Origin of the sequence: Sinorhizobium alkalisoli (assembly GCF_008932245.1) — a bacterium.
Taxonomy (GTDB): domain Bacteria; phylum Pseudomonadota; class Alphaproteobacteria; order Rhizobiales; family Rhizobiaceae; genus Sinorhizobium; species Sinorhizobium alkalisoli.
Genome location: NZ_CP034910.1, coordinates 1106272 through 1132910 on the forward strand (window position 1 = coordinate 1106272; position 26639 = coordinate 1132910).

Annotated in this window: 24 protein-coding genes, 7 pseudogenes and 1 riboswitch; of the genes and pseudogenes, 16 read left to right on the plus strand and 15 right to left on the minus strand. The window is 59.7% G+C overall.

All coding sequences use genetic code 11. From position 1 onward, the window contains the following. Positions 1-50 precede the first annotated feature (50 nt). Complete coding sequence (locus EKH55_RS22875; RefSeq protein WP_151613280.1) at positions 51-1133, minus strand: putative urea ABC transporter substrate-binding protein; 1083 nt, start codon at positions 1131-1133, stop codon at positions 51-53. Positions 1134-1227: 94 nt separating this feature from the next. Continuing rightward, a riboswitch (guanidine-I (ykkC/yxkD leader) is annotated at positions 1228-1334 on the minus strand. A gap of 334 nt (positions 1335-1668) precedes the next feature. Next, positions 1669-2193, minus strand: a pseudogene (locus EKH55_RS22880) (transposase); the annotation flags it as partial. Positions 2194-3023: 830 nt separating this feature from the next. On the opposite strand from EKH55_RS22880, the gene EKH55_RS22885 reads away from it, so the two are divergent. Then, on the plus strand, positions 3024-5090 hold the full coding sequence (locus EKH55_RS22885; RefSeq protein ID WP_151613281.1) for a hypothetical protein: 2067 nt from the start codon (positions 3024-3026) through the stop codon (positions 5088-5090). 214 nt (positions 5091-5304) lie between these two features. Here EKH55_RS22885 and EKH55_RS22895 read toward each other — a convergent pair. Further along, a pseudogene (locus EKH55_RS22895) lies at positions 5305-5601 on the minus strand (ATP-binding protein); the annotation flags it as partial. Here EKH55_RS22895 and EKH55_RS22900 point away from each other — a divergent pair. Beyond that, positions 5601-6203, plus strand: a pseudogene (locus EKH55_RS22900) (NAD(P)/FAD-dependent oxidoreductase); the annotation flags it as partial. The pseudogenes EKH55_RS22895 and EKH55_RS22900 sit on opposite strands and share 1 nt — an antisense overlap. A gap of 317 nt (positions 6204-6520) precedes the next feature. Here the strand turns inward: EKH55_RS22900 and EKH55_RS22910 are convergent. After that, positions 6521-6691 (minus strand): hypothetical protein, encoded by a 171-nt coding sequence (locus tag EKH55_RS22910; protein WP_210249914.1) that lies wholly within the window; start codon positions 6689-6691, stop codon positions 6521-6523. Positions 6692-7138: 447 nt separating this feature from the next. On the opposite strand from EKH55_RS22910, the pseudogene EKH55_RS22920 reads away from it, so the two are divergent. Then, positions 7139-7449 (plus strand): annotated as a pseudogene (locus EKH55_RS22920) (triose-phosphate isomerase); the annotation flags it as partial. A 64-nt stretch (positions 7450-7513) separates the two neighbouring features. Here the strand turns inward: EKH55_RS22920 and EKH55_RS22925 are convergent. Genes EKH55_RS22925 through EKH55_RS22940 form a run of 4 tightly spaced genes read right to left on the minus strand, consistent with a single transcriptional unit; the run spans position 7514 to position 11499 of the window. After that, positions 7514-8587: an ABC transporter substrate-binding protein gene (locus EKH55_RS22925; protein ID WP_151613283.1), complete on the minus strand. Its 1074-nt coding sequence runs from the start codon at positions 8585-8587 to the stop codon at positions 7514-7516. A 50-nt stretch (positions 8588-8637) separates the two neighbouring features. Further along, positions 8638-9459, minus strand: a complete 822-nt coding sequence (locus EKH55_RS22930) for an ABC transporter permease (RefSeq protein ID WP_255642858.1) — start codon at positions 9457-9459, stop codon at positions 8638-8640. 34 nt (positions 9460-9493) lie between these two features. Further along, complete coding sequence (locus EKH55_RS22935; protein ID WP_151613284.1) at positions 9494-10384, minus strand: ABC transporter permease; 891 nt, start codon at positions 10382-10384, stop codon at positions 9494-9496. Next, entirely contained in the window at positions 10381-11499 is a 1119-nt protein-coding gene (locus tag EKH55_RS22940) for an ABC transporter ATP-binding protein (protein ID WP_151613285.1), read from the minus strand. The genes EKH55_RS22935 and EKH55_RS22940 overlap by 4 nt, the downstream gene beginning before the upstream one ends. Positions 11500-11781: 282 nt before the next feature. Between EKH55_RS22940 and EKH55_RS22945 the strand changes: the two genes are divergently transcribed. From EKH55_RS22945 to EKH55_RS22965, 5 genes are all read left to right on the plus strand, one after another. After that, the gene (locus tag EKH55_RS22945; protein WP_151613919.1) at positions 11782-12480 is read left to right on the plus strand and encodes a GntR family transcriptional regulator; all 699 of its coding nucleotides are present in this window, start codon (positions 11782-11784) and stop codon (positions 12478-12480) included. Positions 12481-12582: 102 nt separating this feature from the next. Beyond that, positions 12583-13944, plus strand: coding sequence for an aspartate aminotransferase family protein (locus EKH55_RS22950; protein WP_151613286.1), 1362 nt, complete (start codon positions 12583-12585; stop codon positions 13942-13944). Next, on the plus strand, positions 13941-15653 hold the full coding sequence (locus EKH55_RS22955; protein WP_151613287.1) for an acetolactate synthase catalytic subunit: 1713 nt from the start codon (positions 13941-13943) through the stop codon (positions 15651-15653). Before EKH55_RS22950 ends, EKH55_RS22955 begins: the two co-directional genes overlap by 4 nt. Next, positions 15650-16423: an SDR family oxidoreductase gene (locus EKH55_RS22960; protein WP_151613288.1), complete on the plus strand. Its 774-nt coding sequence runs from the start codon at positions 15650-15652 to the stop codon at positions 16421-16423. The genes EKH55_RS22955 and EKH55_RS22960 overlap by 4 nt, the downstream gene beginning before the upstream one ends. A gap of 12 nt (positions 16424-16435) precedes the next feature. Further along, positions 16436-17131: a response regulator transcription factor gene (locus tag EKH55_RS22965; RefSeq protein ID WP_151613289.1), complete on the plus strand. Its 696-nt coding sequence runs from the start codon at positions 16436-16438 to the stop codon at positions 17129-17131. A gap of 921 nt (positions 17132-18052) precedes the next feature. Here EKH55_RS22965 and EKH55_RS22975 read toward each other — a convergent pair. Further along, positions 18053-18283, minus strand: coding sequence for a hypothetical protein (locus EKH55_RS22975; protein WP_151613290.1), 231 nt, complete (start codon positions 18281-18283; stop codon positions 18053-18055). A gap of 150 nt (positions 18284-18433) precedes the next feature. After that, positions 18434-19369 (minus strand): nucleotidyltransferase and HEPN domain-containing protein, encoded by a 936-nt coding sequence (locus tag EKH55_RS22980; RefSeq protein ID WP_151613291.1) that lies wholly within the window; start codon positions 19367-19369, stop codon positions 18434-18436. Between the two features lie 264 nt (positions 19370-19633). On the opposite strand from EKH55_RS22980, the gene EKH55_RS22985 reads away from it, so the two are divergent. From EKH55_RS22985 to EKH55_RS23000, 4 genes and pseudogenes are all read left to right on the plus strand, one after another. Next, complete coding sequence (locus tag EKH55_RS22985) at positions 19634-20362, plus strand: response regulator transcription factor (protein ID WP_151613292.1); 729 nt, start codon at positions 19634-19636, stop codon at positions 20360-20362. Positions 20363-20547: 185 nt separating this feature from the next. Continuing rightward, positions 20548-21810 (plus strand): 8-amino-7-oxononanoate synthase family protein, encoded by a 1263-nt coding sequence (locus EKH55_RS22990; RefSeq protein WP_151613293.1) that lies wholly within the window; start codon positions 20548-20550, stop codon positions 21808-21810. Positions 21811-21869: 59 nt separating this feature from the next. Beyond that, positions 21870-22172, plus strand: a complete 303-nt coding sequence (rctB, locus tag EKH55_RS22995; protein WP_151613294.1) for an SMa0974 family conjugal transfer regulator — start codon at positions 21870-21872, stop codon at positions 22170-22172. A 447-nt stretch (positions 22173-22619) separates the two neighbouring features. Beyond that, positions 22620-22802 (plus strand): annotated as a pseudogene (locus EKH55_RS23000) (ISNCY family transposase); the annotation flags it as partial. Here the strand turns inward: EKH55_RS23000 and EKH55_RS23005 are convergent. The 4 genes and pseudogenes from EKH55_RS23005 to EKH55_RS23020 form a co-directional block, all read right to left on the minus strand. Continuing rightward, positions 22800-22943, minus strand: a pseudogene (locus EKH55_RS23005) (ISNCY family transposase); the annotation flags it as partial. The pseudogenes EKH55_RS23000 and EKH55_RS23005 sit on opposite strands and share 3 nt — an antisense overlap. A 55-nt stretch (positions 22944-22998) precedes the next feature. Then, the gene (locus EKH55_RS23010; RefSeq protein ID WP_151613295.1) at positions 22999-23295 is read right to left on the minus strand and encodes a type II toxin-antitoxin system RelE/ParE family toxin; all 297 of its coding nucleotides are present in this window, start codon (positions 23293-23295) and stop codon (positions 22999-23001) included. Further along, positions 23292-23540 carry a CopG family ribbon-helix-helix protein gene (locus tag EKH55_RS23015; protein ID WP_151613296.1) on the minus strand — a complete coding sequence of 83 codons (249 nt, stop codon included), beginning with the start codon at positions 23538-23540 and terminating at the stop codon, positions 23292-23294. Before EKH55_RS23015 ends, EKH55_RS23010 begins: the two co-directional genes overlap by 4 nt. A gap of 288 nt (positions 23541-23828) precedes the next feature. Further along, positions 23829-23972: pseudogene (locus EKH55_RS23020) on the minus strand (ISNCY family transposase); the annotation flags it as partial. Between the two features lies 1 nt (position 23973). Here EKH55_RS23020 and EKH55_RS23025 point away from each other — a divergent pair. After that, a complete protein-coding gene (locus EKH55_RS23025) occupies positions 23974-24477 on the plus strand; it encodes a ParB/RepB/Spo0J family partition protein (protein ID WP_427915873.1) in 504 nt (167 codons plus the stop codon). Between the two features lie 204 nt (positions 24478-24681). On the opposite strand, the gene rctA is transcribed toward EKH55_RS23025, so the two are convergent. Next, positions 24682-25050 (minus strand): conjugative transfer repressor RctA, encoded by a 369-nt coding sequence (gene rctA, locus EKH55_RS29820; RefSeq protein WP_151613297.1) that lies wholly within the window; start codon positions 25048-25050, stop codon positions 24682-24684. Positions 25051-25147: 97 nt separating this feature from the next. Here rctA and EKH55_RS23035 point away from each other — a divergent pair, with 97 nt between their 5' ends. From EKH55_RS23035 to EKH55_RS23045, 3 genes are read left to right on the plus strand one after another with little or no spacing between them, the layout of a single operon-like run. Then, a complete protein-coding gene (locus tag EKH55_RS23035; RefSeq protein ID WP_151613298.1) occupies positions 25148-25666 on the plus strand; it encodes a hypothetical protein in 519 nt (172 codons plus the stop codon). 3 nt (positions 25667-25669) lie between these two features. Next, complete coding sequence (locus tag EKH55_RS23040; protein WP_151613299.1) at positions 25670-26341, plus strand: lytic transglycosylase domain-containing protein; 672 nt, start codon at positions 25670-25672, stop codon at positions 26339-26341. Further along, a complete protein-coding gene (locus EKH55_RS23045) occupies positions 26338-26637 on the plus strand; it encodes a TrbC/VirB2 family protein (RefSeq protein WP_151613300.1) in 300 nt (99 codons plus the stop codon). The genes EKH55_RS23040 and EKH55_RS23045 overlap by 4 nt, the downstream gene beginning before the upstream one ends. Positions 26638-26639 lie beyond the last annotated feature (2 nt).

The window sequence follows — 26639 nt, forward strand, 5'->3', positions numbered from 1 at the left end:
GCTGAAGTCGGCAGGGCAGGGGCAGCGTCAATCCATGCCCCGCAGCGGCGTCAGAGGGAGCCTTCGGCAGCACGCTTCATGTAGTTGGAGTCGAAGCGCAGCTTCACGTTGTCGGTCGAGCCGAGGACCTGCCCGCCCGGGAAGGCGATGCCGACGACGTCCTTGTCCGCCGCGCCGTCGCCGAGCAGGCCATGGTCGAAGGAGAAGCTTCTGACGAGGTCCATCGTCTTGATGAGGTCCTCGCTCTCGGTGAAGGCGACCGCCTCCTGAGGCGTCGCGAACAGCTTGGTCGCCGCAAGTTGGGCCTCGAAGCCGGCAAGGTCCGTGCCGGACATCGCGCCCATCGCGGCGCGTGCCGTCTTGCCCTTCTCGCCCGGGTCCGTCAGGACCGACATCGTCTCGTACCAGATGCCGGCGAGTGCCTTACCGAAGTCGGGATTGTCCTTGAGCACCTCGGTGTTGACCATCAACGTGTCGATGATCTCGCCGGGGATCTGCGTAGAATCGAACAGCGCGACGGAACCGGGTTCGGCCTTGACCTCGGCGAGCAGCGGGTTCCAGGTCACCACCGTCGAGGTCTCCGGCGACTTGAAGGCGGCGACCATGTCGGCATCCGAGGTGTTGACGATCGTCACGTCCTTTTCGGAGAGCCCCGCCGCTTCGAGCGCGCGCGCAAGAAGGTAGTGCGAGACCGACAGTTCGACGAGATTGATGCTCTCACCCTTGAGATCGACGGGCGTCTTCGCGGTCTTGGAGACGATGCCGTCATTGCCGTTGGAGAAATCGCCGATGATCAGAATCGTCGTGTCGACGCCGCCGGCGGCCGGAATGGTCAGCCCATCCATGTTCGTCGCCGTCACGCCGTCGAAGCCGCCGGCGGTGTACTGATTGATCGACTCGACGTAATCGTTGATCTGCTTGACGTTGATGGTGATGCCGTACTTGTCGGCCCACTTTTTCACGATCCCGGCATCCGCCGCATAGGGCCATGGCATCCAGCCGACATAGATCGTCCAGGCGATATTGAATTCCTTCTTCGGCTCCGCCTGCGTCCCGCCCGCCAGAAGCGTGAGCGAGAGGCCGAGAGCGGCCGAGAGGGCACGAAAACCGAATCTGCCATTTCCGAAATGCATCGTCTGTTCCCCTTGTTCGACTCGGGGCTCAAGCTGCGCTCATCTCTCGGAAATCACGAGGCGGGATTCCCAAAGCAACGACATCGCTGCATGAGCCTCCCGGGCTTTTATCCCGCCGTGGACCCGGTGGATGTCTCCCCACCGGAGGTTTCTCTCGGTCCAGCCATGCTTTATCGCATCGGAACCCTAGAAACATTTGCCAGTATAGTTTGAAGATCTCTAAAGTAAAGCAGAAGTTTTGAGAATTTGTGCTCATAATTTGTGCGTTGATGCTTATAAATTAATCAAGTAGACTAATAATTATTAGGGCGCATTTGTGGCGACCTTACCGGAACCGACCCGCATCGGCGATGCGCGCAGCGGAGCTGCAGGGGACGATGTGCCCGAGGGCGGCTCGGCGAAATGGGGGTAGGGAGGGGACAGCTTCGCGGGCCGAGCCCGGAACGGCAGCCGGTTGGGGCCCATGTGCCGGAAGACATGGCAGCGGTCAAAGGCTCGAAGATCGGTCCGCCAACCGGATCGAACACCACCCCGAATGCCTCACCCGTTCCGCAATCAACACTTGGCGCTCCCGGCAGATCCGCCGCCGATCTTCGTCTTCTGGGCTCGGCGCTTTAACCATTGCGCATACACGGGGCTCGCCGCGCTTGAACGCGAGCAGTGCCCGGACCAGGGCTTCACCATCAATCTTGTCGGTCTTCGCACGCCGGCGTCGGCGTGAAGTCGTGATCGAAGCCGCATCGACAACGTAACTCTCGATGCCGTTCGCTTCCAGGACGCGATGTATCCAAAAGCCGTCCAATCCGGCCTCTCGGATCGTCACGATGGGAAACGACTTTCCTGTTCGTAACCGTGCCTTCTGCTGTAGCTCCCCAAACCGATCCAGCAGTTTGGCAACATCGCCGCCGTCCACGACATGCTTCGACATCTTCTCGCCGCCGCCCGACGACAACGAAGTGACCAGCCAAGTCGAGCGGCTGAGCTCCAAAGATACAAAAATTGCGCCAAGATCAGTACGGACAGCGGTCGGCGCTTCTGATTGAACGGGCGTGGTTCCCATAACCTACTCCTCCTGAGCGAGTGCTTTGATGCAGCCTCACTCTGCCAGAGCGCCGACCGCTGTTCACTCCTCATGGGATCTAAAGTTTATCTCGCAGCTGGAGCCAGCCGCCGCCGACCGGGCTGCGCAACCCTGACCAGCTCCACCCGGCCGGCGGCTTGCGTCTACGTACTTTGTAAATATATCAACTTGCAAACGCAGTAGTAAGGAATAGCATGATGTCGTATTTCTAAGTTGACTACTTTGTCTCATCTTTAAATACGTGTGACAGGTATAACATAACAGTTGCCATTCGCCCGCGCCGCACGCGGCCCCTCCGAAACAGCGGCTCGCAGGGCGAAACAGAAGCTTCGGCAGTGCCTGTCGGGGCTTTTTTGCGCGCTCATATCTGCCGACTGATCTGCACTGTCACTTGGGGTGTTTCGTTGACGATACATTTCCTCGATGGCAAAAAATCAGCGTCGGGAATTTTCTGCCTGCAAATTTCGCCCGCGCGCACCCACAGCCCCGCCGAAACGGTTGCGGGGCGAAATACTCGAGAAAGCCTCAGCTCTCCCTTAACCGGGGCTTTTTCGCGCGGGGTTGCGCCGCTAATGACGGCAGCCCGCATATCCAGGGGTGTGAGTTGCCGCCGAGGCAGATTCAGTCCACCAGGAGCAGGATAGGGTATCGGATCGCTTCTATTGTCTGCGTTCTGCACGTCGTAGCGGCGTCAAAATCGGCGTGCAACGGTAAGCCCGGCTTATCGGACGCGACACATCCTTCTGCTGGAACTGCCTCGGTGGCATACAAGTCCATATTTCGATCTCGCAATGGTTGTACCCTAAAAAATGCAGGTTGCATTTTCCGTCGGTCAGATCAAGATAGCCGGCGTCAACACATCATTGCATTCCAAAGAAAAACAGAAGTTCTGCCATCGGTTGCTTGCTATTCATTTTGGCCAAGCGGACCCGATGCACCCGCTTTTGGTTGAAGTTTTTCTCAACCCAGTGATCCTCATTTTTGAAGCGGACGCGATTGAATTCGTGTGGCCGATAGAAAGGTGCGCTCTCATGAAGAACTTTCTGCTTGTTCACGTCTCGGGGACTGACGGATCTTCCGGACATTTGGTCGGCGGCTTAACGAATAGGCCAGGGATAGCGTTTACGCCGGCTGATGCGATCCATGGTCAAAGGCTCGCGATCTGGCGACTGACCGATGATAACGCGCTTGAGCTCGGGCAGCGGCCGGGAACCGTGCTTGGGTTATCGCCGGAGGGAACTCTCGAATTTCACCATCTCGCAAACGGCCGCAAGCCTGCCGAGCAGGATTGCTGGACGATCGACACGAAGAACAGGCTTATCCATCAGGTGACCGGAAAGCGGGTAAAGGTTAGTCGTTCGGATGGAGCGCCAGTTTCTCTCGTGCTCGGCGATGCAGCGGATGATAATCAAGACACCCCCACGATTCAGGAATGGGCAGCCCAAATAGACAGCTGCCTTAAGCCGCCACTCCCGAATCCGGCGTTCCCTCCGTTTGGCGACGGCGGTCCCGGCTACAACGCCGCCTATCAGTGGATCGAGCAGCAGCTTCTGGGGAGTACGTCGGTCGATCTCCGATCAAAGTACCTGCAGGCCGGCAACCTTGTTGCAAATCTCAAGTCCGACCTGCTCAATCTCACCTGCCCGACGAATCCCTCTGGCTTCACCAGTGCGGAATTCTCAACTGTCCAGACGACCCTGGAAGCGGAAATGACGGACGTTCTGAACGTCAATTCACTCTACGCCATCAGCCAAAGCTTTTATAATGCTGTGATGGGCCAAGAAACCGCGGAATTGACTACCCTCGGAACGGCTCTTCAGGAGGCGGCCCAGCAGGCACCTGGCAATCCCACGCTCGTCGCAGCGACCTTCTTCGAAAATATACTATACGCAGTGTTCTCCCTTTTCGGCACAGGAGGAGGCTTTATTGCCAACGTAATGGCGACTGCATTCAACACCGCCGTCGCTGCTGGTGCACTGAACGGGAATCCAAAAACCTTTAACTTTACGGCGCTCCAACAGCAATTAATGAACCAGCTCGAGGCGATACAGAGTACGATGGCGCAGCAGCAGGACACGATCCTCTCGTATCGTTCCACGATGGAGGCTGTCAGCAACCTCTACCGCGATTGTACCTACACAAACACGATGCAAATTCAGGCGGAGCAAGCAGGAACCTGGAGCTATCTGCAACAAATTCTCCAAGCGGTACTGCCAAATCTCTGCCAGATCTGCGTCATCTATTTCACCTCTGATACCAGCACGAACTCGGCTCCTTCTTACGCCCAGTACGCCTATAACAACGGCAGTGCCGGTTTCATCTACTATGTCCAGATGCAGAACGGAGCGGACTTCCCAGAGGCCGTAGCCAGCCAGCTTTTCAGCGGCCCGGTCATCCAGCAGGACCCCCAGGAGTTCTATTTCGGGATGAACGGCTGGAATTGGGCAGATATCCAGTCTCCTTCGCAGAGTTTCGACTCCGGCAACGATATGGTCGTCAGCATTTATAATGCGACCAACAAAACGGTCCGGATGAAGGTTGAGCAGATTGAAGGCGCTCTGTTGGCGCCGGGATCGACATCACCCTGCGATATTCACCTGGAGCCGGGTGCGCTTGGAGTGACGATTGGTCAATACAATGCGAATGCAATTGTCGGTCCCATCGGCCTCTTGACGAAGGTCAAGCTGAAGGACAGCTCGAGCAACACGATCGCGAAAATAAAGGCGCATCAGCACCTCCTCGCCACCGGCGGATGCTGGGCCGACCCGCCCAAGATAGACAATTCCAATTACATGGTACCCCAGCCGCATTCCCTTAACAACGCATCCGGCACACCGGGCCAAGTGCTCGCCGTACTGCTACCGTCCTCATCGTGAAAGCAAGAGTGGCGCAGCGACGAACGGGCACAGCGTCACCGCCAGGGTTCTTGCGGCCTGACGCCCGATCGATGCTGCGCCCTTTGTCTGCCGATTCCGATGAAGCCGACCCTTTGTTCCGAGATAATTGCGCCCCCGGTTTCCGGGATGATCTCGCCCCCTGTTTAGTGGGGTCTACAGGCGATGATTGTTGTCAGTTCGTTCAGGCGAGGTGTCAAGCTTTTCGGGGTAAGTTTCGGCGTAGGCTCTCGCCGTTTAGTTCGATGCGATGGGCGTTGTGAACGAGACGATCCAAGATGGCATCGGCGTAAGTTGGGTCGCCTATGACGCCGTGCCACGCCGATACGGGAAGTTGGCTGGTGATGATCGTTGATCGACGGCCATAGCGATCTTCGAGGATTTCGAGCAGGTCGTGACGCGCCTGTTCGTTGAGTGGTTCGAGGCCCCAGTCGTCCATGATCAGGACCTGAACGTGGCCCAAAGTTCGTTGCAGGCGGGCGTAGCGGCCATCAGAGCTACTATTCGAAAAACCAGATCGATCTCCGTCTTAGGACGCAAGCGGTTCGCATCGAGCCGCGTGCCCGCGAGGCCATCCTCGCTGGCGGAGACTCCGTCCCTTATGACACGTTGCTGCTGGCGACTGATGCAGAGCCGAAACGCCTGATCATTCCGGGTGCCGACCAGCCCCATGTTCATGCGCTACGCTCATTCGCTGATTGCCGGGCCATAATAGAGCGGGCTGCGCCAGCGCACTGCGCCGTCGTGCTTGGAGCGAGTTTCATCGGCCTCGAAGTCGCCACTGCCCTGCGCGCTCGCGGGATCGAAGTCCATGTCGTCGCCCCCGGCACGCGCCCGATGGGGCGGGTTCTGGGTCCGCAGATGGGCGAATTCATCCGGACTCTTCATGAGAAGAATGGCGTCGTTTTCCATCTCGAGGAGACTGTAAGCAGTATCCATGGCCGCGAGGTGAAACTTCGCGGCGGCGACATTCTGGCCGCCGACCTTGTTGTCACCGGCATCGGCGTGCGGCCCCGGACGGAGCTCGCCGAAACGGCAGTGCTGACAACGGACCGCGGCGTCGTCGTGAACGATTTTCTCGAAACCAGCGTACCCCGTTTGAGCCCATCTGCACCGGGGTAGTGGCGGCAGCATGTATACAAGGAAAGCGCACGCAACACGGAAAGCCCCAGGGACGTGGTCAGGGATGACCAACCGGATGCCCGCGAGGGACAGGCCGGGCGCCCTGGGGTGGCGGAGAGGCTCGTAGTACCGGGGAAGCCGGGTAATGCCGGTGGAGGGAAAGGGGCCTCAGTTCAAGACGAACGCAGCAAGTGGAGAGGGACCGGAGATTGGGAAACCTAGCAACTCCGACAAGCCCGTATGCCTCGATGTCGCAAAATCCTGACCGTCCATTCCCGGTGCGCCCTTGTTCAGCGGCACAGAGCATAGGCATGGGCCAGAACATCTTCCCGGCTGATCTTGTCGTACAGGGCATAGAAGCGATAGCCGGCTTCTGCCTTCGCTTTCGCGTGTAACGCCGTCTGCAGTTTCTGGACACTTTCGGTAGGTCTCCTTTCTGAGCGCAAGCGCCAGTTCACCAAGCCACCGCTCCATGGAGGAGTTGATATTCCGTGGTCATCCGGAAGTCGTCGATGCCGACCTCGCGGACTACTTCGGGAGCATTCCGCAATCAGAACTGATGAAAGTCGCTGGCGCGCCGGATCGTTGATCGGCGGGTGCTGCACTTGATGAAGATGTGGCTGGAATGTCCCGTCGAAGAAACCGATGATCGAGGCCGGAAGACACGGACGACGGAGGCGCGGGACAAGCGGCGCAGCATTCCGCAAGTTTCACCCATCTCACCTTGCGGCGGAAACAGATATGCTCGACCTACAGCCACGCGCGCCACACCTCGACTCTACCGAACTTTCACGTTCGCAAAGGGGCGCAGAACCGACATTTGCAGCCACACTACAGATCCGAGGGGTCGGGTCTACCCCGCCTCTGTGGCGGCGTAAATCTGCCAGTCGGAAAGCGGCGGGCCAGTCATGAGCAAGTCGGGACTGTGGGTCGGCACCAGTTGGAAGATGCACAAGACCTTGGCGGAGGCGCTGGCCTTCGCAGGGGTCTCGCTGCCGCCGATGCGGAGCACGACATCCGCGTCCAGCGCTTGGTCATTCCGCCGTTCACGGCGGTCCGGCAAGTGAAAGAGAAGCTGAGGGCGACGAGCGTCAAGGTCGGCGGACAAAACATGCACTGGGAGGATGCCGGCGCCTAGACCGGCGAAATCTGGCCCCTGATGTTGAAGGACTGTGGCCTTGACATCGTCGAACTAGGCCACAGTGCCCATGACCGCCACAAGCGGATAGCCGAGGTTGCAGAGGCGAGGCTCCACCTCCATGCACAAGGGGCGCTGCACGCAGTCAGCGAATCCACTCGTTCCAGCGCTGCAACATCATCGCAGAATTGGCGTTGATCCATTCCGCATCAGGAACGATCACGTAATCCCGAATGTCGTCACCCTGCGGCATCGTCTTGCGCGCCTCATCCGACATCATCGCGATCGCCTCGCTGCTCGGGGGAGTGCAGGAAAGAGCTTCGCACGCCTTGGCCTGGACCGCCGGAGAATTCAGCCAGAAGGCCATCAACTTGAGCGCATTCTCGCGGTGCGGCGCGCCCTTGAGCAGCGCTATCCGGTCTCCGACGAGGAAGGAGGCCTTGTAGGACCAGGCTATCGGCAGTCCCTCGTTGTGCATCGCCTTGGCGCGCGTCAGCCAGATTTGCCCAAGTGAATACTCGCCATTGCGGAACCCTTGCACGCTCTGATCGCCAGTCTTCCACCACAGCGAGACGGAAGGCCTGATCTGGTCGAGCTTGGCCAGCGCGCGATCGATGTCGAGCGGGAACAGTTCGTCGCGCTTGACACCGTCGGCGAGCAGCGCTGCCGCCATGACGCGCCAGGGATCATCGAAATTCGGAAAAGCGCGTTCGCCCGGAAACTTCCCCGTGTCCCACATGTCTGCCCAGGTTTCGGGAACAGGCCCGCCGGGTTTCCCGGTCCTGTAGGCGAGCAGCGTGGCCGTGGACTGAAGCAGCGTCCCGCCGGCCGAGCAGGCACTGGCTCCGAGGTCCTTGCGATCGGCAAACTGCCGGCAGAACTCCGTCAGGTCCTCGGTGACCTCCCGATGCTCCTTTGACGCGGCCTGGATCTCGCCATCGAGATAGAGGTCCCAACTGACGTTTCCGGTTTTCACCATCGCTGCAGCCTTGGCGCGCATTTCGGCGTTCGTCGCTGCGACGGTGACCACCTCGATGCCCGTTTCCTTCGTGAATGGATCGAACCAGGCCTCCCTCAGGGCCTTGTCATAGGCGCCCCCGGTCGATGCGATGATGACTTGCTCGCCAGCGAAGGTCGGGTGCGACAAGGTCATCAAGGACAGGAGCCCGGCGATGGTCGGCTTCATGACTGCTGTGGAACGTGAAAGAAGAGAGGTCATGAAAGATTCCCTTTGTTAGTTGAGAAGGTGAGAAGTGGAGGTCCTCGGTTTCACGAGTGGGGCTTACGGGCGTTCAGTAGGTGAACCGTGCCCATGAGCAGAAGGGAAGTGGCGACGAGGACCGTCGAGACCGCGGCAATGACCGGCGTCAGGTTGAAGTCGATATCCTCGAACATCTTCCGCCCGATCGTTTTGCCACCGATGTCCGATATGAAAAACGCGACAGTCGCTTCATCGAATGAGGCGAGAAAGGCGAACACGGCCGCGGCTGCGACACCAGGCACGATGTTCGGCAGCACGACCAGGAAGAACGCCTGCAGCCTGTTCGCCCCGCAGTTCAGTGCCGCCAGCTCGAGCGTCGGATCGAAGCGCTGCAGCGACGCGGTGACGGTGATGATCACGTAAGGCACTGCCAGCACGGTGTGGGCGACTAGGAATCCGAAAAAACTGCCGGTGAGCCGCAGTGGCGCAAAGGCGAGGTAGAGTGCCACGCCGAGGATAATATGGGGCACGATCATCGGGCCGAGCGCGAGCGCCTGCAATGTCGATCTAAACGGAAGAGATCCGCGTACGATCCCGAGCGCCGCCATGGTACCCGTGACCGTCGCTGTCGCGGTTGTCGCTAGGGCGATCTTGAGACTGAACCACGTCGCTGCCATCCAGTCCGGATCATTGAAATAGGCGCTGTACCATTTGAGCGTCAGGCCTTGGGGCGGGAACTCAATGTAGTCGGTTTCGCTGAGCGACATCGGCAGGACGATCAGCGTCGGCAGCAGCAGGAAGAAGAGAATGCATCCGATCCCCGCGCCGGCGGCGATGATCCCTGCCGCCCTCGAATAGGCGCGGATTGTCGGAGAGGCGAAGATATCCATGACCGCAGGAACTCGGTCCGGCAGCCGTGCGTGATCAATAGACACTGTTCAATCCCTTGCTGAGCGACAACGTCCTGCGGAACAGGAGAACAAAAAGGAGCGTAACGGCGAGGAGCACGGTCGAAAGTGCCGCCGCGAATGGCCAATCGAGCAGGACTGTTGTCTGCTGACCGATGAGCGTCGCCATCAGCATCGAGCCGGGTCCGCCGACCAGCGCCGGGGTGATGTAGAAGCCGAGCGCCAGCACGAAGCACATGACGCTGCCGGCAAAGACGCCCGGCAGGCTGAGCGGCAGCGTCACGGCCACGAAGGCGCGGATGGGACCGGCGCCGAGATTGCGGGCGGCACGCACGTAATCGGGGGGCAGGGCGCGCAGTGCCGAATAGATCGGCAAGATCATGAAGGGCATCAGCACGTGCGTCATCGCGAGGATGACAGCGCCCTGGGTGTAGATCAGCTTCAGCGGCCCTTCGGTCGCACCCGTGTCGATCAGCAGCTTATTGATGACGCCGTTGCGCTGGAGCAGGACCACCCACGCATAGGAGCGGATGAGAACGGAGGTCCACAGCGGGATAAAAACACAGGCAGCCACCACCATGGCCAAGCCCTTGCTGAGCCGTGCCATGAGATAGGCGACCGGGAAACCCAAGAGCAGGCTTGCAACCGTCACCACAAACGCGACCTCGATCGTACTGAACAGTACGTCGAGATGAAGCGGCTCGGCGAAAATACGCCGATAGTGGCTGAGCGTTCCCCCGGAAAAGCTCAGTGCGACCAGCCGCGCGACCGGATACAGGAATCCGGCCATCAGTGCCGCCAGGAGCGGCATGACCAATGCCAGGGAGGCGGTTAGCGAATAAAAGCGTGCGGAGCTCGAGCGGCGGAGCGACAGAGAAGATGATAGTGTTGCGAGTGAACGCTTCATGCCGCGCACCTCTCCGTCACGGGAAAGACATGCGCGGCTGCGCCGTCAACGACAATGTCCACCTGGTCGTTCCTTTGGAATTGCGTGACGCCGTCAGCGGGGACCTGTACCTGCAGGCTTGCTTGTGGGCGGTCGGCAAGGCGAACGAGATAGATGTATGTCGAGCCGATGAACATGGCGGCATCGACGACGCCTGCTAGGGAGTCCGTCCCGCCATCGCCGCGCTTCATAAGACGCATCCGCTCCGGACGGATTGCCACGCGCAGAGCCGTTCCGGCATCGTATTTGCGTGTGCGCTCGCTCGTCGTAGAACGGAGGGTAAGCACCGTTCTCTCCGATAAACGAACAACCGTTTGCTCAGCCGTGCTGCCGAGACAATCGCCATCGATAAAATTCATCCGGCCGATGAAGTCCGCGACGAATGCGGTCTTCGGCTGCCGATAGAGTTCCGTTGGCGCACCGAACTGCATCAGCCGGCCGTCGGACATGATGGCGACGCGATCCGACATCGTCAGCGCTTCGTCCTGATCGTGGGTCACGTAGACGACCGTGGCGCCAAGTCGCTCCTGCAGCCGCTTGATCTCGAACTGCATCGCCTCTCGCAATTTCTTGTCGAGTGCGCCAAGTGGTTCGTCCATCAGCAGGACGGGTGGTTCAAAGGCCAAAGCACGCGCTACTGCGACGCGTTGCTGCTGGCCACCCGAAAGCTGATTGGGATACCGCTCCGCGTAGCCGGAGAGCTGGACGAGCTCCAGCATCTCCTCGACGCGCCGCGCGATCGCGGTCTTCTGCATCCGCCCGCGCATCCTGAGCGGGAATGCGATGTTCTGACGGATCGTCAGGTGCGGAAAGAGCGCATACTTCTGGAACACCATTCCGATGTTCCGGTGATTGGGCGCAAGAAAGGTTACGTCCCGGCCGCCGATGGCGATCCTGCCGGCGCTCGGAGCCTCGAAGCCGGCTATCATCGTCAAGGCTGTTGTCTTGCCGGAGCCGGAGGGCCCCAACAGCGAGACAAACTCCCCGGCTGCGATGTCGAGCGACAGCTCGCGAACCGCGAGGGCTTCGCCATATCGTTTTTGAAGTCCCGCAAGGGACAGAGATTGACCGATCAAATCCGCCTTTCCTTTCAGCTGCTGCACGCTCTTCGGCGTCTTCCCCTGGATGCGGCCGCTTTCTGGCCGCAATAAAGAGCCTTCTTCCGACCCGGGGACGAGTCAGGACGATGCCCTTATTGCTGAGGTTCTGGTGTCACGCGGGCCGCTTGTCGCCGGTCCGCGTGACGGAGCATGGGAAAGCTGCTAATAGCCGCTGATGCGACAAAAACTTTGCAAAACCTTCACACTTTATTTTTGTTGCATCAAAAATTCGCAGTGTCAACCGATCGAGAGAGTGAAATGGCGGAAAATCTGAGCGAATCGCCAGATCTTGAGAGAACACCGGAAAAGCTGGGGGATACCGCCTATCGGCAAATGAAAGAGCGCATCATCCGTGGCGTCTACAGACCGGGCCATAAGTTGACGGTGCGTGCCGTCGCCCAGGATCTCGACGTCAGCACAACGCCCGCGCGCGATGCCATCAATCGTCTGACGAGCGAGGGCGCTCTGGTTTACACAGGTCCCAAGACGGTTGTCGTTCCGATTCTCGACGCGACCGCGATTCGAGAGATAACGCTCACACGCCTGGCGCTCGAGGGGCTGGCTTCGGAGCAGGCCGCCCAGTACGGCACGCTTGCTGATGTAAAGGAACTGAAGTCCTTACAAAAGCTTATCAATTCCGCCCTCGCTGAAAAGCGCTATGCGGAGGCGCTGTGGCACAACAAAGAATTCCACTTTACGATCTATCGTCTCTCGGGTCTTCCCCAGCTCGTTTCGATGATCGAAAGTCTGTGGCTGAGGATCGGTCCCTCCTTGCACGATCTCTACCCAGAGTTTGCCGAGGAGAAGTATGGGGTTCGCAACCACGAGATCGCCATGGAGGCGCTCGAGGAGCGCGACGCGGCGAGCCTCAGGGCGGCGATGGAGAATGATATTCGCGATGGATATCGGCGGCTGAAGCGCGCCAACTCGGAGAGGGGTGCCGGTTCATCGGGCTAAGATTTTGTTGCATGGACTTGACGAGCTACATTTTTGTTGCAACAAAATTGTGTAGCTCGTGCAAAGCGAGCGGTCGATTTCTCACCTCAGGAAGCCGGAACTATGCTCGTTCAAGCAACAAACAGGCTGCGGCAGGCGTCTGCGCGCAGTAGGTCCAAACGTTTATTCAGCCGCGCCAAGGCCGTCTTTCCGGATGGAACGACCCGCGCCACGGTGGAGCGCGACCCGTTTCCGATCTATGTCCAGCGTGGAGAGGGGGCCTATCTCATCGACGTCGACGGGAACCGGTTCCTCGATCTGAACAACAACTTCACCACGCTCATTCACGGGCACGGCTTCGCGCCGGTCGCGGAGGCAGTCGTCGATCTGCTGCGCTCGGGGACCTGTTTCGCCAATCCGACAGAGCATGAGATCGCGCTCGCGGAACTGCTGACGACCCGCATCCCCGCAATGGAGCGGGTCCGCTTCGTCAACAGCGGAACGGAGGCGGTGATGTTCGCGATCAAGGCGGCGCGCGCCTTCACCGGCAGGCCCGCAATCGCACGCATCGAAGGCGCCTATCACGGCGCCTATGACTGGGCAGAGGCGGGGCAGGGTGTCTCACCCGGGAAGGATGGCTGGGAGCCGGTTTCCATCGCCACGCCGACCTATCGCGGCACTCCCTCGAGCGTCGCCGAGGAGGTCCATCTTCTGCGCTTCAACGATGTCGAGAGTCTCGAAGCACGCTTGAGGGCAGTGAGCGACCGCATCGCCTGTGTAATCATCGATCCAATGCCCAGCCGGGCGGGCCTCATGCACCCGGAGCCGGACTTCATCGAGGCGTTGTCGCAAACGGCGCGCAAGTACGGAATCCTGATCATCGCCGACGAGGTGCTCAATCTTCGGCAAGGCTATGCGGGGGCTTCAGCACGCTATGGCCTGAACCCCGATCTGATCACGGCCGGAAAAATCATCGGAGGCGGCTTTCCGATCGGCGCCATAGGCGGCCGCGAGGAGGTGATGCGCGTTTTCGGTATCGAAGATGCAAAACCGTTGCTGTCGCAGGGCGGCACTTTTTCCGCAAATCCCGTTTCCATGGCTGCCGGCCTGGCGGCCATGGCGGCGATGACGCCGGATACCTTCGATCACCTTGAAGCGATGGGTGACAGATTGCGCGCGGGCTTGAGTGCGAGCATTGCCAGGCGAGACGCGCGATTCTCGGTGACCGGCGCCGCTTCGCTCTTCCGTATCCACCCGAAGCGTGTCGCGCCGGTCGAATATCGCGATGCCTATCTGAGCGCCGAAGAGGCCTCGCTCATGCGACGAATGAGCCGCCATTTCCTGGAGCTGAGCATTTTGCTCCCCTATGGAGCCGCGGGCTGCCTCTCGACAGCGATGGTCGACAGCGACATCGACCTCGTCCTGACCGCATTTGACGATTTTCTCAAGGCCGAAATCCAATCCGGAAAGGAGCGCGCGCAATGACGCAGCAGAATCCAAACGAAACCGTTGCGCAGCATATCGCGAAGATACTTCGCCGCCACGATGTGGAGTTCATCTTCGGCCAAAGCCTGCCTTCGGCGGTCATCCTCGCGGCGGAAGCGATCGGCATTCGCCAGATTGCCTACAGGCAGGAGAACATGGGTGGCGCGATGGCCGACGGCTACGCCCGGGTTTCCGGCAAGGTCGGTGTCGTCGCCGCGCAAAATGGTCCCGCGGCAACGTTGCTTGTGCCGCCGCTGGCCGAGGCGTTGAAGGCCAGCGTGCCGGTCGTCGCACTCGTGCAGGATGTCGAGCGGGATCAAACCGACCGGAACGCCTTCCAGGACCTTGATCAGATCGCCCTCTTCCAGTCCTGCACCAAGTGGGTGCGGCGCGTGACTGTCGCGGAACGCATCGACGACTATGTGGATGCCGCGTTCACGGCGGCGACGTCGGGCCGCGCCGGGCCAGCCGCTTTGCTGCTTCCAGCCGACCTCCTGCGGTCAGAAGCGCGGGCTCCGGGAGTCGTGCGTTCAAGAAACCTGGGCCATTGGCCGCTGGATCGCATCCGGCCGTCCGATGATGCACTGGCAGAGGTCGCCTCTCTGATCGCCGTGGCGAAAGCGCCAATCATCATCGCTGGCGGAGGCGTTCACTGCGGCGGCGCCGTGGCGGAACTTGCGGGTCTACAGCAGGAAGCAAGCCTGCCGGTCTTCACCACGAATATGGGGAAGGGGGCGGTTGACGAGTACCATCCGCTGTCCACCGGCGTGCTCGGCTCGATGGTCGGTCCGCGCTCACTTGGACGTCACTCGTCCGCTCTGGTCGAAGCTGCGGATCTGGTCCTTCTGATCGGAACGCGGACCAACCAGAACGGCACCGACAATTGGCGCCAAATTCCCCGCAGCGCGACAGTCGTGCACATTGATGTCGATCCGGTGGAAATCGGGCGCAACTATGAATCGGTTCGGCTTGTCGGCGATGCGCGGGAAACACTCGCGGCCCTGCGAGCGGCACTCACCCGGATCGACCTCACGCGGCGGCATGCGGATCGTGCGCGGCTGGAGGAGTGCATCGCCACATGCTGGAAACGGTTCGAGCTTGACCGGCAAGAGGTCGCGACATCGCGCTCCCGTCCGATCCGCCCAGAACGGGTGATGGCGGAACTCCAGGATCTGCTGACCGACGACGTAGCGGTCGTTGCCGACGCGAGCTACTCGTCGATGTGGGTTCTGGGCCAACTGCGGGCGCCAATGAGCGGGATGCGCTTTATCACGCCACGCGGCCTGGCGGGGCTCGGTTGGGGGGTGCCGCTTGCGATCGGTGCCAAGGTTGCCCGGCCGGACAAGCCGGTTGTCGCCATCGTCGGCGACGGCGGCTTCGCGCACAGTTGGGCGGAGCTCGAGACTATGGTGCGCATGAAGCTTCCTATCACGATCGTCGTCCTCAACAACGGCATTCTCGGTTTCCAACGCGATGCGGAGACGGTGAAGTTCGGCAGCTATACGTCGGCATGCCACTTCGCCGAGGTCGACCACGCCAAACTGGCGGAGGCCTGCGGCTGCCCGGCCGTTCGTGTCGAGGATCCGAGCGAACTTGCCTATCATTTGCAGCGCGGGTTGGAAGAGGGGCCGCTTCTAATCGAAGTGATGACCGATCCAGCGGCGCATCCTCCACTCTCGCTATTCGCCAAGATGGATGAAGCCGCATGAGGAGCCACACGCCAAGAATTGCCGTCGTGACCGGCGGCACTGCGGGAATCGGGCTGGCAACGGCCCGACACCTGCTCGCTCGTGGATGCCGAGTCGCCGTCTTCGGTCAGAGACCTGTCAATGTCGAAAATGCCGCCCGGGTGTTTTCGCGGGAGTTCGGCGCCGAGCGCGTGTTTGCGCGCGTCGTCGATCTGGCGGAGCCGGCGCAGATATCCTCCTTCTTTCGGGAGCTGGATGAGCGTTGGGGTAAGGCCGAGATTCTGGTTTGCAACGCCGGAATATCACCGAAGGGGCCAGACGGCCCCACCCCATTCCAGGAGATTACGCTCGATGAATGGAACGCCGTTCTTTCCGTCAACCTGACCGGCACAATGCTGTGCTCCCAGACCGCCTTGCCGGGCATGGTCGAAAGTGGCTTTGGCCGGATCGTGTTCGTCGGCTCCATCGCCGGGCGCGCCATGCCCAGGATTGCCGGCACGGCCTATGTCGCTTCGAAAGCCGCGCTTGCAGGTCTCGCCCGCTCGCTGGTTGCCAGATACGCCGCGCAGGGCATCACGATAAATGTGGTTGCGCCCGGCAGGATCGCCACCGAGATGGCCGGACCGCGCGACAGCGCGCTCAATCGCGCCGCCGTCGCCCGCATTCCCGCGGGCCGTATGGGCGAACCGGAGGAAGTCGCGGCCGCCATCGGCTTCCTGACCTCCGACGAAGCGGCGTTCATCAACGGTGCGACCATCGACGTCAATGGCGGAGAGTATGCGCCGCTCTGAGGTGGAAGCCACATGCACGCGGGTGTGCTGATCTATACAGGTGACGCGGAGCTCTTCCTTCTCCTGGAGTATATTCTCGAGGCCGAAGGTTTTCCCGTCCGGCTGTGCGTTGATGAGAGCGAGCTGCTTGCTGCGACCCGGACCGAGAAGCCGCTGGCTGTCCTGATCGATTGCTCCGACTCTCGCCCGGGGGAATTTAGCCTTTGCCGCCGCATCAGGAAGGCGAGTGGGGATCGCGTCCCCGTCGCCGCGTTGACAAACGCGGCGGGAGCAGAATTCAACTGTGATGCTCCCGGAATCGACACCATTATTTCCAGTCCATTCGATCCGCGTCGGCTGCTCGCCTTCCTCGAGGGCATTCGAACAAACTTGTCGCAATGGTCTCGCCCAGGCACCGCGCCCGAGCGGATCTACAGGCACGCGGACATTGAGATGAACGTGCCGAGCGTTCGGGTCATTCGGAACGGTCACGCCGTGCACCTCTCCGCGCTCCAGTTCAGGCTGCTTCTGCATCTCATGAAGATGCCCGAAGTCGTGCACAGTCGCGACGACCTGATCGCGGCATGCTGGCCGCGCGAAGCCGAAGTCGAGCCGCGCACCGTCGACATCCATATCGGTCACATCAGGCGCGCGCTCAACAGATTTGGGCCCGACGTAATTCGCACCGTGCGATCCGTCGGCTACGCGCTCGGCCCTCTCAGTCAGTAGGAGCTGCGCGGAAGCGGCAAAGAAAGCGCTTCGTAGAGAACGCCCTAGCCTCACCGGCGCGGGTTACGAGATCGATCTGGCGGTGACCTTCACGCCCTGCGGCGCGGTTTTCCTGCTGGAACACGCGCTCTATGGGTTCGATGAGGCGATGAGGAGCGAGAATGGTACCGTCACCGGCGGGAAGAATATCAGCGGCGGCTGGCCTCGTACCAGTCGCTGCAGGGTGGCGCTTTCGCCTTCGCCGACGAGTCGGCGGAGAAGCGCCAGCAGTTGCGGGAGGCCGAGGAGGTATTAGCTGCTGTGGGGCGCGAGCGGGCCGGGAGAGCCTGGACGAGGCGGCCTGATACCTCCATCGCGATCGTCCCCTGCAACCCCGGCAGGGACGATATTCATCGCAATGTTTTTTTAGAAGGTCGATGCCTCGAAATCACGGCGCAGCATTTCTGCCTTCTCTTGGCTGTGTCGCAGTCGCTGAAGGTAGAAAGCGAAAAGAGATTTCCTGAAGCGCGTTGTCGCAGAAGGGTCGACACGGTAGGCGGCCGCGTCAAGGATTTCGACCTCTGGAAAGGGAATGCTGACTTCAAGAGAAATCTCGGCCGCGTCCCGCGCACGCCGAAAGGCTGGAGTCGATTGTGCCGGATCGCAATCACGTTCTGGCATTCGTCACAAACTGCTGCCAGGATCCCCTTGACCACGGCGGATCCGTCCACGAAAGGCACGTCACGATAGGCGAAGGTCGTGGAAACAAGCTTGCCGCAATGTGGGCAAATTGCCCTGCTCGTGTCACCTAGTTGATAGAGTTTCATGTGTCACCTCATTGATGCACGCCTGATGAACACCGTGTCCGGGTCAACAAAGTAGAATTTGAGCTGTATTCGGAGAATCTCGACCCAAAGGGTCTCGATGTTTTGATGAATACCGTTATATTACGCGGCCTCTGAGCCGCAGGAACACCTCGAACCAGAAGCCGTAGTCGCTGTGTCGGCGTTCGGTCCAGGCCTCGAGCGCGCAATAGGCCGCCGCCGTTGCGGCTTCGCTGCCGTAGAGGTGGATCGCCGCCTCCACCATTTCCTCCTGTTGGTGCTTTTGCCAGAAGCCATCCTGCCGGGGGCATTGCTCCCCGGAGGCGGGATTACGAAGAATTTTGGACACGCTGAACCTCCTGCTGTCCGGCGCAGGGGTCAAGGGGGGTGCCGGACGTTGGAACTCAGCTTTCGCGAGCCACAGAACCGGACGCTCGGTTCTCATCGTGCCGTCCCTGGCACACGTGTCCTATTAGAGGGGTGTGGAAAACGGGCAAACTCAACCGCCCTTGTTTTCCGCCTCCATGCGCAGTCGTTCGAGGTGATCCTTACATATGGTCTCCACTTGAGTGATCAGGTCGCTGACCCTTCCCGCGAGCCAGTCGAGTGCCTCCTGGCTGATTTCGTAGTGATCGGAGTACCTGGCTTTCACATAGGCTTCGTTGATGATGTTGAACCAGGCGTTGTAGCGTTGCCTGTCACGCGGCCAGACATCGATGAGAAGTTGGTTCCTGTCCTCTGCCAGTCTGCGCAAGGAGTTTAGATTGTGCGAGGGAGGCGAGTAGTTCGTAAGTGTTAGCAGGAGGACCGAATACGACCGTTCAATCGCTTGATGGAGAGTGAACGCTGCATGTTTGCGCCATTCTGCGTCCTGCCTCGACCGTTCGTTTTGGAAAGCCGCTGTTTCCAGGAGTAAACGGAGATCTGGCGACCGGCTGGCAAAGTATTTTCTCGACACCTCATGGGCGTCATATGGGCCAAGGGGCTTGGGTATCGCCAAGGGTTCATCGTCCAACTCGTACAGAAGGATCCCTTCCCTTCGGATGTCGACGAAGAAATATCGTCCCTCTCGCAAGGCGGTGTTCACCTCGCGGCGAGAGTGGACAATGAAATTGACCGGCGTATCCACCCCATGGAGCCGAAGCAAGCGATCCTGCGCCTTGTGCCAGTAGGCCGCGAAGTCCGTAAGCTTCCGGTTGTTTACGATGATCAGCAGGTCGAAATCCGACTTGTATCCCTTCCTCGTATGCGGCTCGTCGACCCATGTTCCTCGGGCGTAAGATCCAAAGAGGATAATCTTCAGAATGCGGCCGCGCTTCTTGAAATCGGCCGTTCCCTCCTTGAGGGCGTCCTCGAACTCCTCGTGCAACACCTCGACGATGCGCGCGAGCTCGCGCTGCTTTCGATGCGGAAGGTGGTCGAGGCTGGTCTTCATCGGTTCTGAGGTGCTTTCTAAAATCATTGTGCATGCATAGCGAACCCGGTTCGCTGAATCCACAGAGTGCCTATTGCGCGCCGAAATTCAATAAAAATGTTGCAACAAAAATAAGGGGAAAACGCAAATTTTTCGCATCATTGTCGCCGTGAAATGCGGATGCAATAAAATCGTGGGGGTTACAAGGCAACGGCGAGCGTATTAATCCCGAGTTTTGTGACATCAAAGCTCGGGACGAGAGCAGCGACGAGGATGACTTGACTGATGAAGGCTCAGCATACGAAACCGTTGGTCCTGATTTGCTCGGACGATGCCAATTTCTATGTGTTGCTCGCCTATATCCTCGCACGGGAAGGCTTCCAGGCGGCCCTGGTTAGCGAAGACGAGGTGGCGGACCAGGCCGCGATGAGACCCGTCACTGCAATCATCTTGGTTACGGGAGAGGATTCTGGCCCGACGTTGAGAGCGTGTGCGGCGATCAAGGCCTCCGACACGACCGCGCATATCCCGACGATCGCAGTCGTTTCGTCGGGGGACGAGCGGTACTATCTGGCATTGCTCAAGGCGGGAGCGGACGAAAACTTCGTGCGCCCGATCTCGCCGGCGCGGCTGCTGGCCTATCTTGGTTCTCTGCCAAAGAACGACGCGAATGATGCCCGGCTGCCCGATGCGGATCTGGAAGAGGCAAGAACCTTCGGGCATCTGAGAATAGAGCCCGGGCGCCGTATCGTCGGGTATGGAGATCAAGAAGCTCAATTCGGCCCCATCGAATTCAATCTGCTGCGGTGCTTGCTGGAGGCGCTTGGCCGGGTGCGCAGCCGCTCGGAGCTGATAGAGGCGGCGTGGCCGGCTGATTGCTACGTGCAGCCGCGCACCGTGGATGTGCATGTCGGTCGCTTGCGCCGGTCGCTCGAGCGCCTGACCGGCCGCACCTTAATTCGCACGGTCCGGGCCACGGGCTATGCCATCGAAGTGGACGAAAGTTCGGATTGACCTGGAGCGAGTTCACAAACCGCGTGTTTGAATTGCAATTCATAACAATGAAGTTTAAGTTGTGAAAAGTCTCGCCAATTTGCAAAATTGCGCTTGGATAAAATTTGCATATACTTTGTTGAATTTGGCGAGAAACGAAATAAACCTCCCGATTATTCACGTTCAAGCAGCGGGAGATATTTCGGATGGAAGGCAAAGCATCAGGGCAAGGGAGTATTGCGGGCAGCGGTGCTCAAAGGAACACCAGCAGCTTGATCCAGTACGCCCAAAGCCATTTCGATGCCGCACATTTCGAAGGGCTGATGGCGGTTTATGGGCGTCCGCTCGCGGGCCGTGCCGTGGCACTTCCCCATGACCGCGGGCGCCAGGTGGTCGATTTCGTGCGGTGCTCCTATCTCGGCCTGGACAACCATCCGAAGATCGTTGCAGGTGCCGTCGAAGCGCTCAACAAATACGGGACGGTACATTGGTCTTGCGCGAGAACGCGTCTCAATTTCTCAATCCTTGGCGATCTGGAGGTGGCGCTGTCGGAATTGTTCGCCGCGCGAGTGATCACCTATACGACGGTCCTCGCGGCAAATATGAGCGCTCTGCCGCTGATCGCATCGGGGCACCTTACCGGCGGCGTCAAGCCGCTGATGGTGTTCGATCGCTTTGCCCACGCGACGCTCGCCTTCCACAAGGGGACCATCGCCTCTGAAACCCGGGTCGAGACCATCGGGCACAATGATCTCGATGCCCTCGAGAAACTCTGCCACGTCAACAAGTCCGTCGCCTTCATTTGTGATGGCGTCTATTCGATGGGAGGGAGCGCCGACATCGAGCGCCTGCGGCGCCTGCAGGACCGCTACGGCCTCTTTCTCTATATCGATGACGCACATGGCATATCGATCTTCGGCAACCACGGCGAAGGCTTTGCCAGATCACAGATCGACGGCGCTTTGCGCGAGCGAACCATCATCGCGGCCTCCCTCGGAAAAGGCTTCGGTGCCTCGGGTGGCCTCCTCATGCTCGGCACGGCGCGGCAGGAGGAACTGTTTCGAAGATTCGCGGTGGCGCACGCGTTTTCGGCGTCGCTGAACGTCGCCGCAATCGGCGCGGCGCTTGCGTCGCAGCGACTGCATCTGACGAACGAACTCGCGGAGCTACAGGCGACGCTTCGAAGCAGAACCGCCTTGTTCGACAGCCTCGTTCCGACAGAGCAGCGAGGCTCACCGTTGCCGATCCGGACGGTGGAGTTGGGCGACGAATTGACCGCCATCGGAGCCGCGAGAAGCTTGCTAGACCGCGGATTTTACACGTCGGCAATCTTCTTTCCTACGGTCGCACGGGGGAAGGCAGGGCTGCGGCTTTGCCCAACGGCCGGTCACTCGGAAGATGATCTCCTGGCGTTGGGCCACGCGATCAAGGACGTGCTGACAGAAATCTCGGACAGTCGGCTGCGGTAAGCGCCTGTCGATACGCCAAGACCTCCGGCCCCGCCGCCGACCTCGTATTAGGAGCGACCATGTACGAGTACCTCTCGGAGTGCTGTGTTTCCCTCCCAGGTTCAAGGAACCTCATCGAAAACGTTTCCCTTCGGGTTGCGGAGTTATGCGTGTCGATCGTTGACAACGGGATGGAAAAGATCTTCCTGTTCGTCGATGGCGAGGCCGTCGTGAGAACCATCGACAAGGGGATTCTGATGCGGGTCGTCGCGACAGACGTCCTCTCTTACTATGGTATAAGAACGGCATTAGAGGGCAGCATTCTTGAATTGGCGGCGTTAGCGCCGAAGGGATTCGCCTGGCATCCAGCCGATCAATCCTGAAGACGCCCGCTCGGAACAGATGGCGAGTGGCGTCAGGAGAATGTCGGCCGACAGTATCGCCAGCTCTCTTTGCTTTTCGACCCCAGTGATATCGGACATTCAGCGCTTGCCGGAGCGCAGCATCGCCCATTTATCCCCATTCTGAAGGACCAATTCCAGCCATCCTTCGGGCGACAGCGAGAGAATGAAAGGCGGCAGCTTCCCGGGCGTGGTTTGCCTGATCAGCGGTGGTCCGCTCTCGTCAGTTGGCCGTCAGCGCCATCCGAAGCCATCGTGTATGAGGTTTCCGATGGGCCGAGCATACGGGCATACCACGCGGACATCAATGGATGCCAACTGTCGCGCTCTTCAGGTACGAGAAAGTTTTATTTCCGCCAGCGGATCATGCTGGAAGAGGACGAGGTGACGCGTGGGCTGGTCGGACGAAAGCGTAGGTCTCGACATAGCGTGGACGACGGCAACGCTTTCCTGCCTCGGTTCACGGAGCGCTATAACCGGCAGATTGCCATTACCCCTGCCCCACCTGATGATCTGCATCGGTCGCTGAATCTTGCCCCGGATCGGCTGTGCGACGTCCTGTGCAAACGTGAGCAGCGCTATGTCGGTGCCCAGTTGACGTTCTCCTACGAGAGTCCGGTTCATCCGCTCGACACGCCCCTTCTCCTGGCTCGAATTCGCGCAAAGGATCTCGATGTTTAGTTCTGAAAGCGCACGCCCGAACTGGATCATGCCCTGACCGCCCCTGGCGTCTTTCTTCGCCACCCGGAGCACCGGTGGATGATGATGTGGCGGCGATCGCGATCAGACAAGCTCTGTAGACGGCCGATTAGTCCAACTTAAGCGGCCATCGTTGAGCCGCATGAAGAACGCTCACAATTTCGACGACGTCGGGTCTCACCCTGTATGCGACAATATACGGAATATCCGCAAAGACGTACTCGCGGGTACCCTTGATACGCCCGACACGTCCCATGGCCGGCTGACTCGCTAGATTGTCCGCGGCCGAAACGATGCGTGCGACGACGCGGGCGGCAGCCTCGGGATCGTCCGTCGCGATATAGCTACCGGTTTGGTCGAGCCTTCGGACAGCTCTGCGCGTCCAGCGCAACGGGTGGCTGCTCATGCTTTGCGAGCGGCCTTTACGTACTTTGCTACCACACTGGCCAACTCGTTCGCGCTGGCAAACTCGCCGCGATCGGCCTCATCTAGCCCAGCTTGGATCTCGGCCAACTGCCATTCCTCTCTTGACACATAATCCTCGATGGCCTGGGCGGCTAAATAGGCACGGGAGCGATCAGAAAGCGCGGCTATCCTATCAAGCTTTTCAGCAATTTCGTCTTGCACGCGCACAGTGAAAGCAGCGGTCATTGTCTTAACCTCATTGGTTCACGGTTAATATTGGTGAACCATCTTGGTTCGTCAAGGGTAAGGACAACGCGGCCGGTCGTCTACATGGTGATCAAACAGGACATAACCGGCTCCGACCGCCCATAGTCTCAACCAAGCTGAAGGCCGTCATCCTTGCGCTCAACGTTGACGTTTGGCCAGCATCCCGAGAGGCGACGACTGTCGCGTCTCTAACCGGCCTATGTGTCGCATCTCTAAAATGTACCCGTGATGATGATGCGGCGGCCAGGTTGAAATGTCCGTTCCGGCGCCGTCGGCGAAAGTGTAGGTCTCGACATAGCGGCCGACCAGACCGCGTGTCACCTCGTTCTCCTCGAGGATGATCCGCTTGCGCTCAAAGGAGAACGTCAGTTGCTTGCCGACATAACGCTGCTCGCGCTTGCAGAGGATGTCTTTGAAGCAAGGCCAGCAAGTGCCGATCCTGGTACGACCGCATCCCGAGAAGCCCGACAGCTATCATGTCGCTTTCGGGTACAGACGCCTAAGAGCTGCATTGGAACTCAATACGCCGGTCAAGGCGATCGTTCGCAACCTCAGCGACCAGGAATTCGTGGTTGCCCAAGGTCAAGAGAACAATGAGCGGCGGGATCCCTCCTACATTGAGAAGGTCCGAGTCGCCCAAAAGCTGGCGGAGCGCTTTACGCGCGACGCCATCATGTCCGCTCTCCCAGTCTGCAAGAGCGATCTGTCTAACATGCTTGCTGTCGCGGCCAAGATCCCGACAGAGCTCGTCGACGCGATCGGCCCGGCCCGCGGCGTCGGCTGGCGCAATTGGCGCGCTTGCAGAGGCACTGACGGCTGGGAAGGGGCGGGCACAAAAGGCGCTCAGCGTACTCACCAAGCCCGAAGTCGCAATGCTCCCCTCGAAGGAACGCTTCGAGGCATCAACGAGATCTGATGAATGGCTCGCTACCAACAAGAGGCTTTACTCGTACTCTCGTATTTCAGCCAATGGGGATCGAAAGGTTCGCCGCGATTCGGCAACGACCTAGCGTGACCGGCGCTCTCAAGAGCGCACCCAAGATCGGGCCGGCCACATGTCACCACAGGGGTTGGTCTGAGCGGCGACGCCGCGCCGCTTTTATTATCCGCAAAGCCGCCACTACGTTCCTGCCTTTCGCTGCTCAGCTCCCAACCTTAGTCGGTCGAAAATCTCCGGAGAGAATTCGAACTGCCGCGCAGTTCCGCGCCCCATGGAGTTCTTCACGATTGTCTCTGTAAGTATGCCGCGCTCAATGAGAGGGTCGACCGACTCCGCCACAGCATTGCGTGTCAGCCCGGTAATTTTGCATATATTAGAAAGAGTTAGCTTCTCGTGGCTCTGATGCATCATGTAGAGGACCGTCATCATCCCGACCTGCTTTAAACGCGATTGGGGCGTCTCTCCGTCAATGGGGTTGTCGAGAACTTCCTGCAAGGCGTAGGCGGCAAATAGCTGGCTCTGCCAATGTACATTAAGGGGGCTTGTCATCTTTTATACTGTCAGATATATGATCGTAAAACGGGTCGCGAAGTGGGCAAATCCTGCTGGGCTTCGCATAAGCTCGCGTCGGTGAAGGGTAATGGTCATGAGCAAGTCTCTCGCACGGGCATTCGTCGCTGCAGCCAGCTTAGCGGCATTCTATCTCGTTTTCGACGGTAAAGCGCGAGCGGATGACTGGGGATGCCAGGTTATCCTGTGCCTTTCCAATCCCGGCGGCCCGGCGCAATATGCCGAGTGCCGACCGCCGATTCAGAAGCTCTGGCGCGAGCTTGCGAAAGGACACTCTTTTCCAACTTGCAGCGGTGTCGGGTTCCACGCCTCGCGCCCCAGCTATGAGCCCTATTACTGCAACGACGGCTACCGGCTGACGACGCGGTATGGAGATCGCGGGCTCGAGGCGAGCTGCATCTCGACCACGCCACAGACCGTCTCAAGTGATGAATGCTATTCCGGCAATGATCGGATCACCACGGCAACGTGGCGCCGCAGCGAAAGCCGCTCGGGGTGCCAGCGCTATGTGACGACGCGGCCGAACGTCCGCTCGCAGCCCCACTATATCGACGTGACCATCGACGGCGTCGGCAAACAAAGGGTGTGGTACTGAGCGATGCCTGTTGCGTTCTACCATCTAGCGCAGGCGTGCGCACCCATAGTTGAGGCCGAGACACTCGCCGGCGTTGTCAGTCTTGAAAGCAGGTTCGAGCCGTTGGCCATCCGGATCAACAGCGGCGCCCCAATTTCGGAGCAGCCCGCAACCAAGGCGGAAGCGATCGAGATCGCCACGTCGCTGGCGGCCGAGCGCCAAGACATCCAGCTCGGCCTCGGCGGCATCGGCATGGACGAACTAGGGAAACTGAAGCTCTCGATCTCCGACGCCTTCGATCCGTGCCTCAACCTTCAGGCCACCGCGACGCTGCTCGACGGGTATTACCGGCTCGCGGTGAAGGCCGGCGCGGATCCCGACCATGCCGAACAGGTGATGCTGCAATCCTACTATGGGCGAGACGATCCCTCCGTCGGCGCCATAGTCAAGTACGACCAGCAGGTCCGCCAGGAAGTGAAGCGGCTCGGCAAAAGTCTAGCCGCTCTCGTGATCGGAGATGGCGGACAGGGGAGGGGGATAACCGAAGAGAGCCCTGTCGATGTGGCGGCAGAGAAGCCGCCGGACGATCGGCCTGCCGACGAGAGGGCATCGGTGCCGTCCTGGGACGTTTTCAGTTCGCGACGGAGATCTTCCGTCCTCGTGTTTCAGAACAGTCAAATGGAGCAGAGTGAATGACCTTCAGTTCCCGTATCCGTCCCGTAGCTGCATCCACTGTTATGGCAACGGCCATTGTGGTGATCATGGTCGAGCCCGCCTTCGCGCAAGCCGCCGGCATCGAGACCGTGCTGCAGAACATCGTTGACATGCTGACCGGCAACATCGCGAAGCTGCTGGCTGTGATCGCGATAATCGTGATCTGCATTGCCTGGATGTTCGGCTACATGGATCTGAGACGGGCAGGGTTCTGGATCATCGGCATAGGCGGCATTTTCGGTGCCACCGAACTCGTCAACACCATCGTCGGAAGCTGACA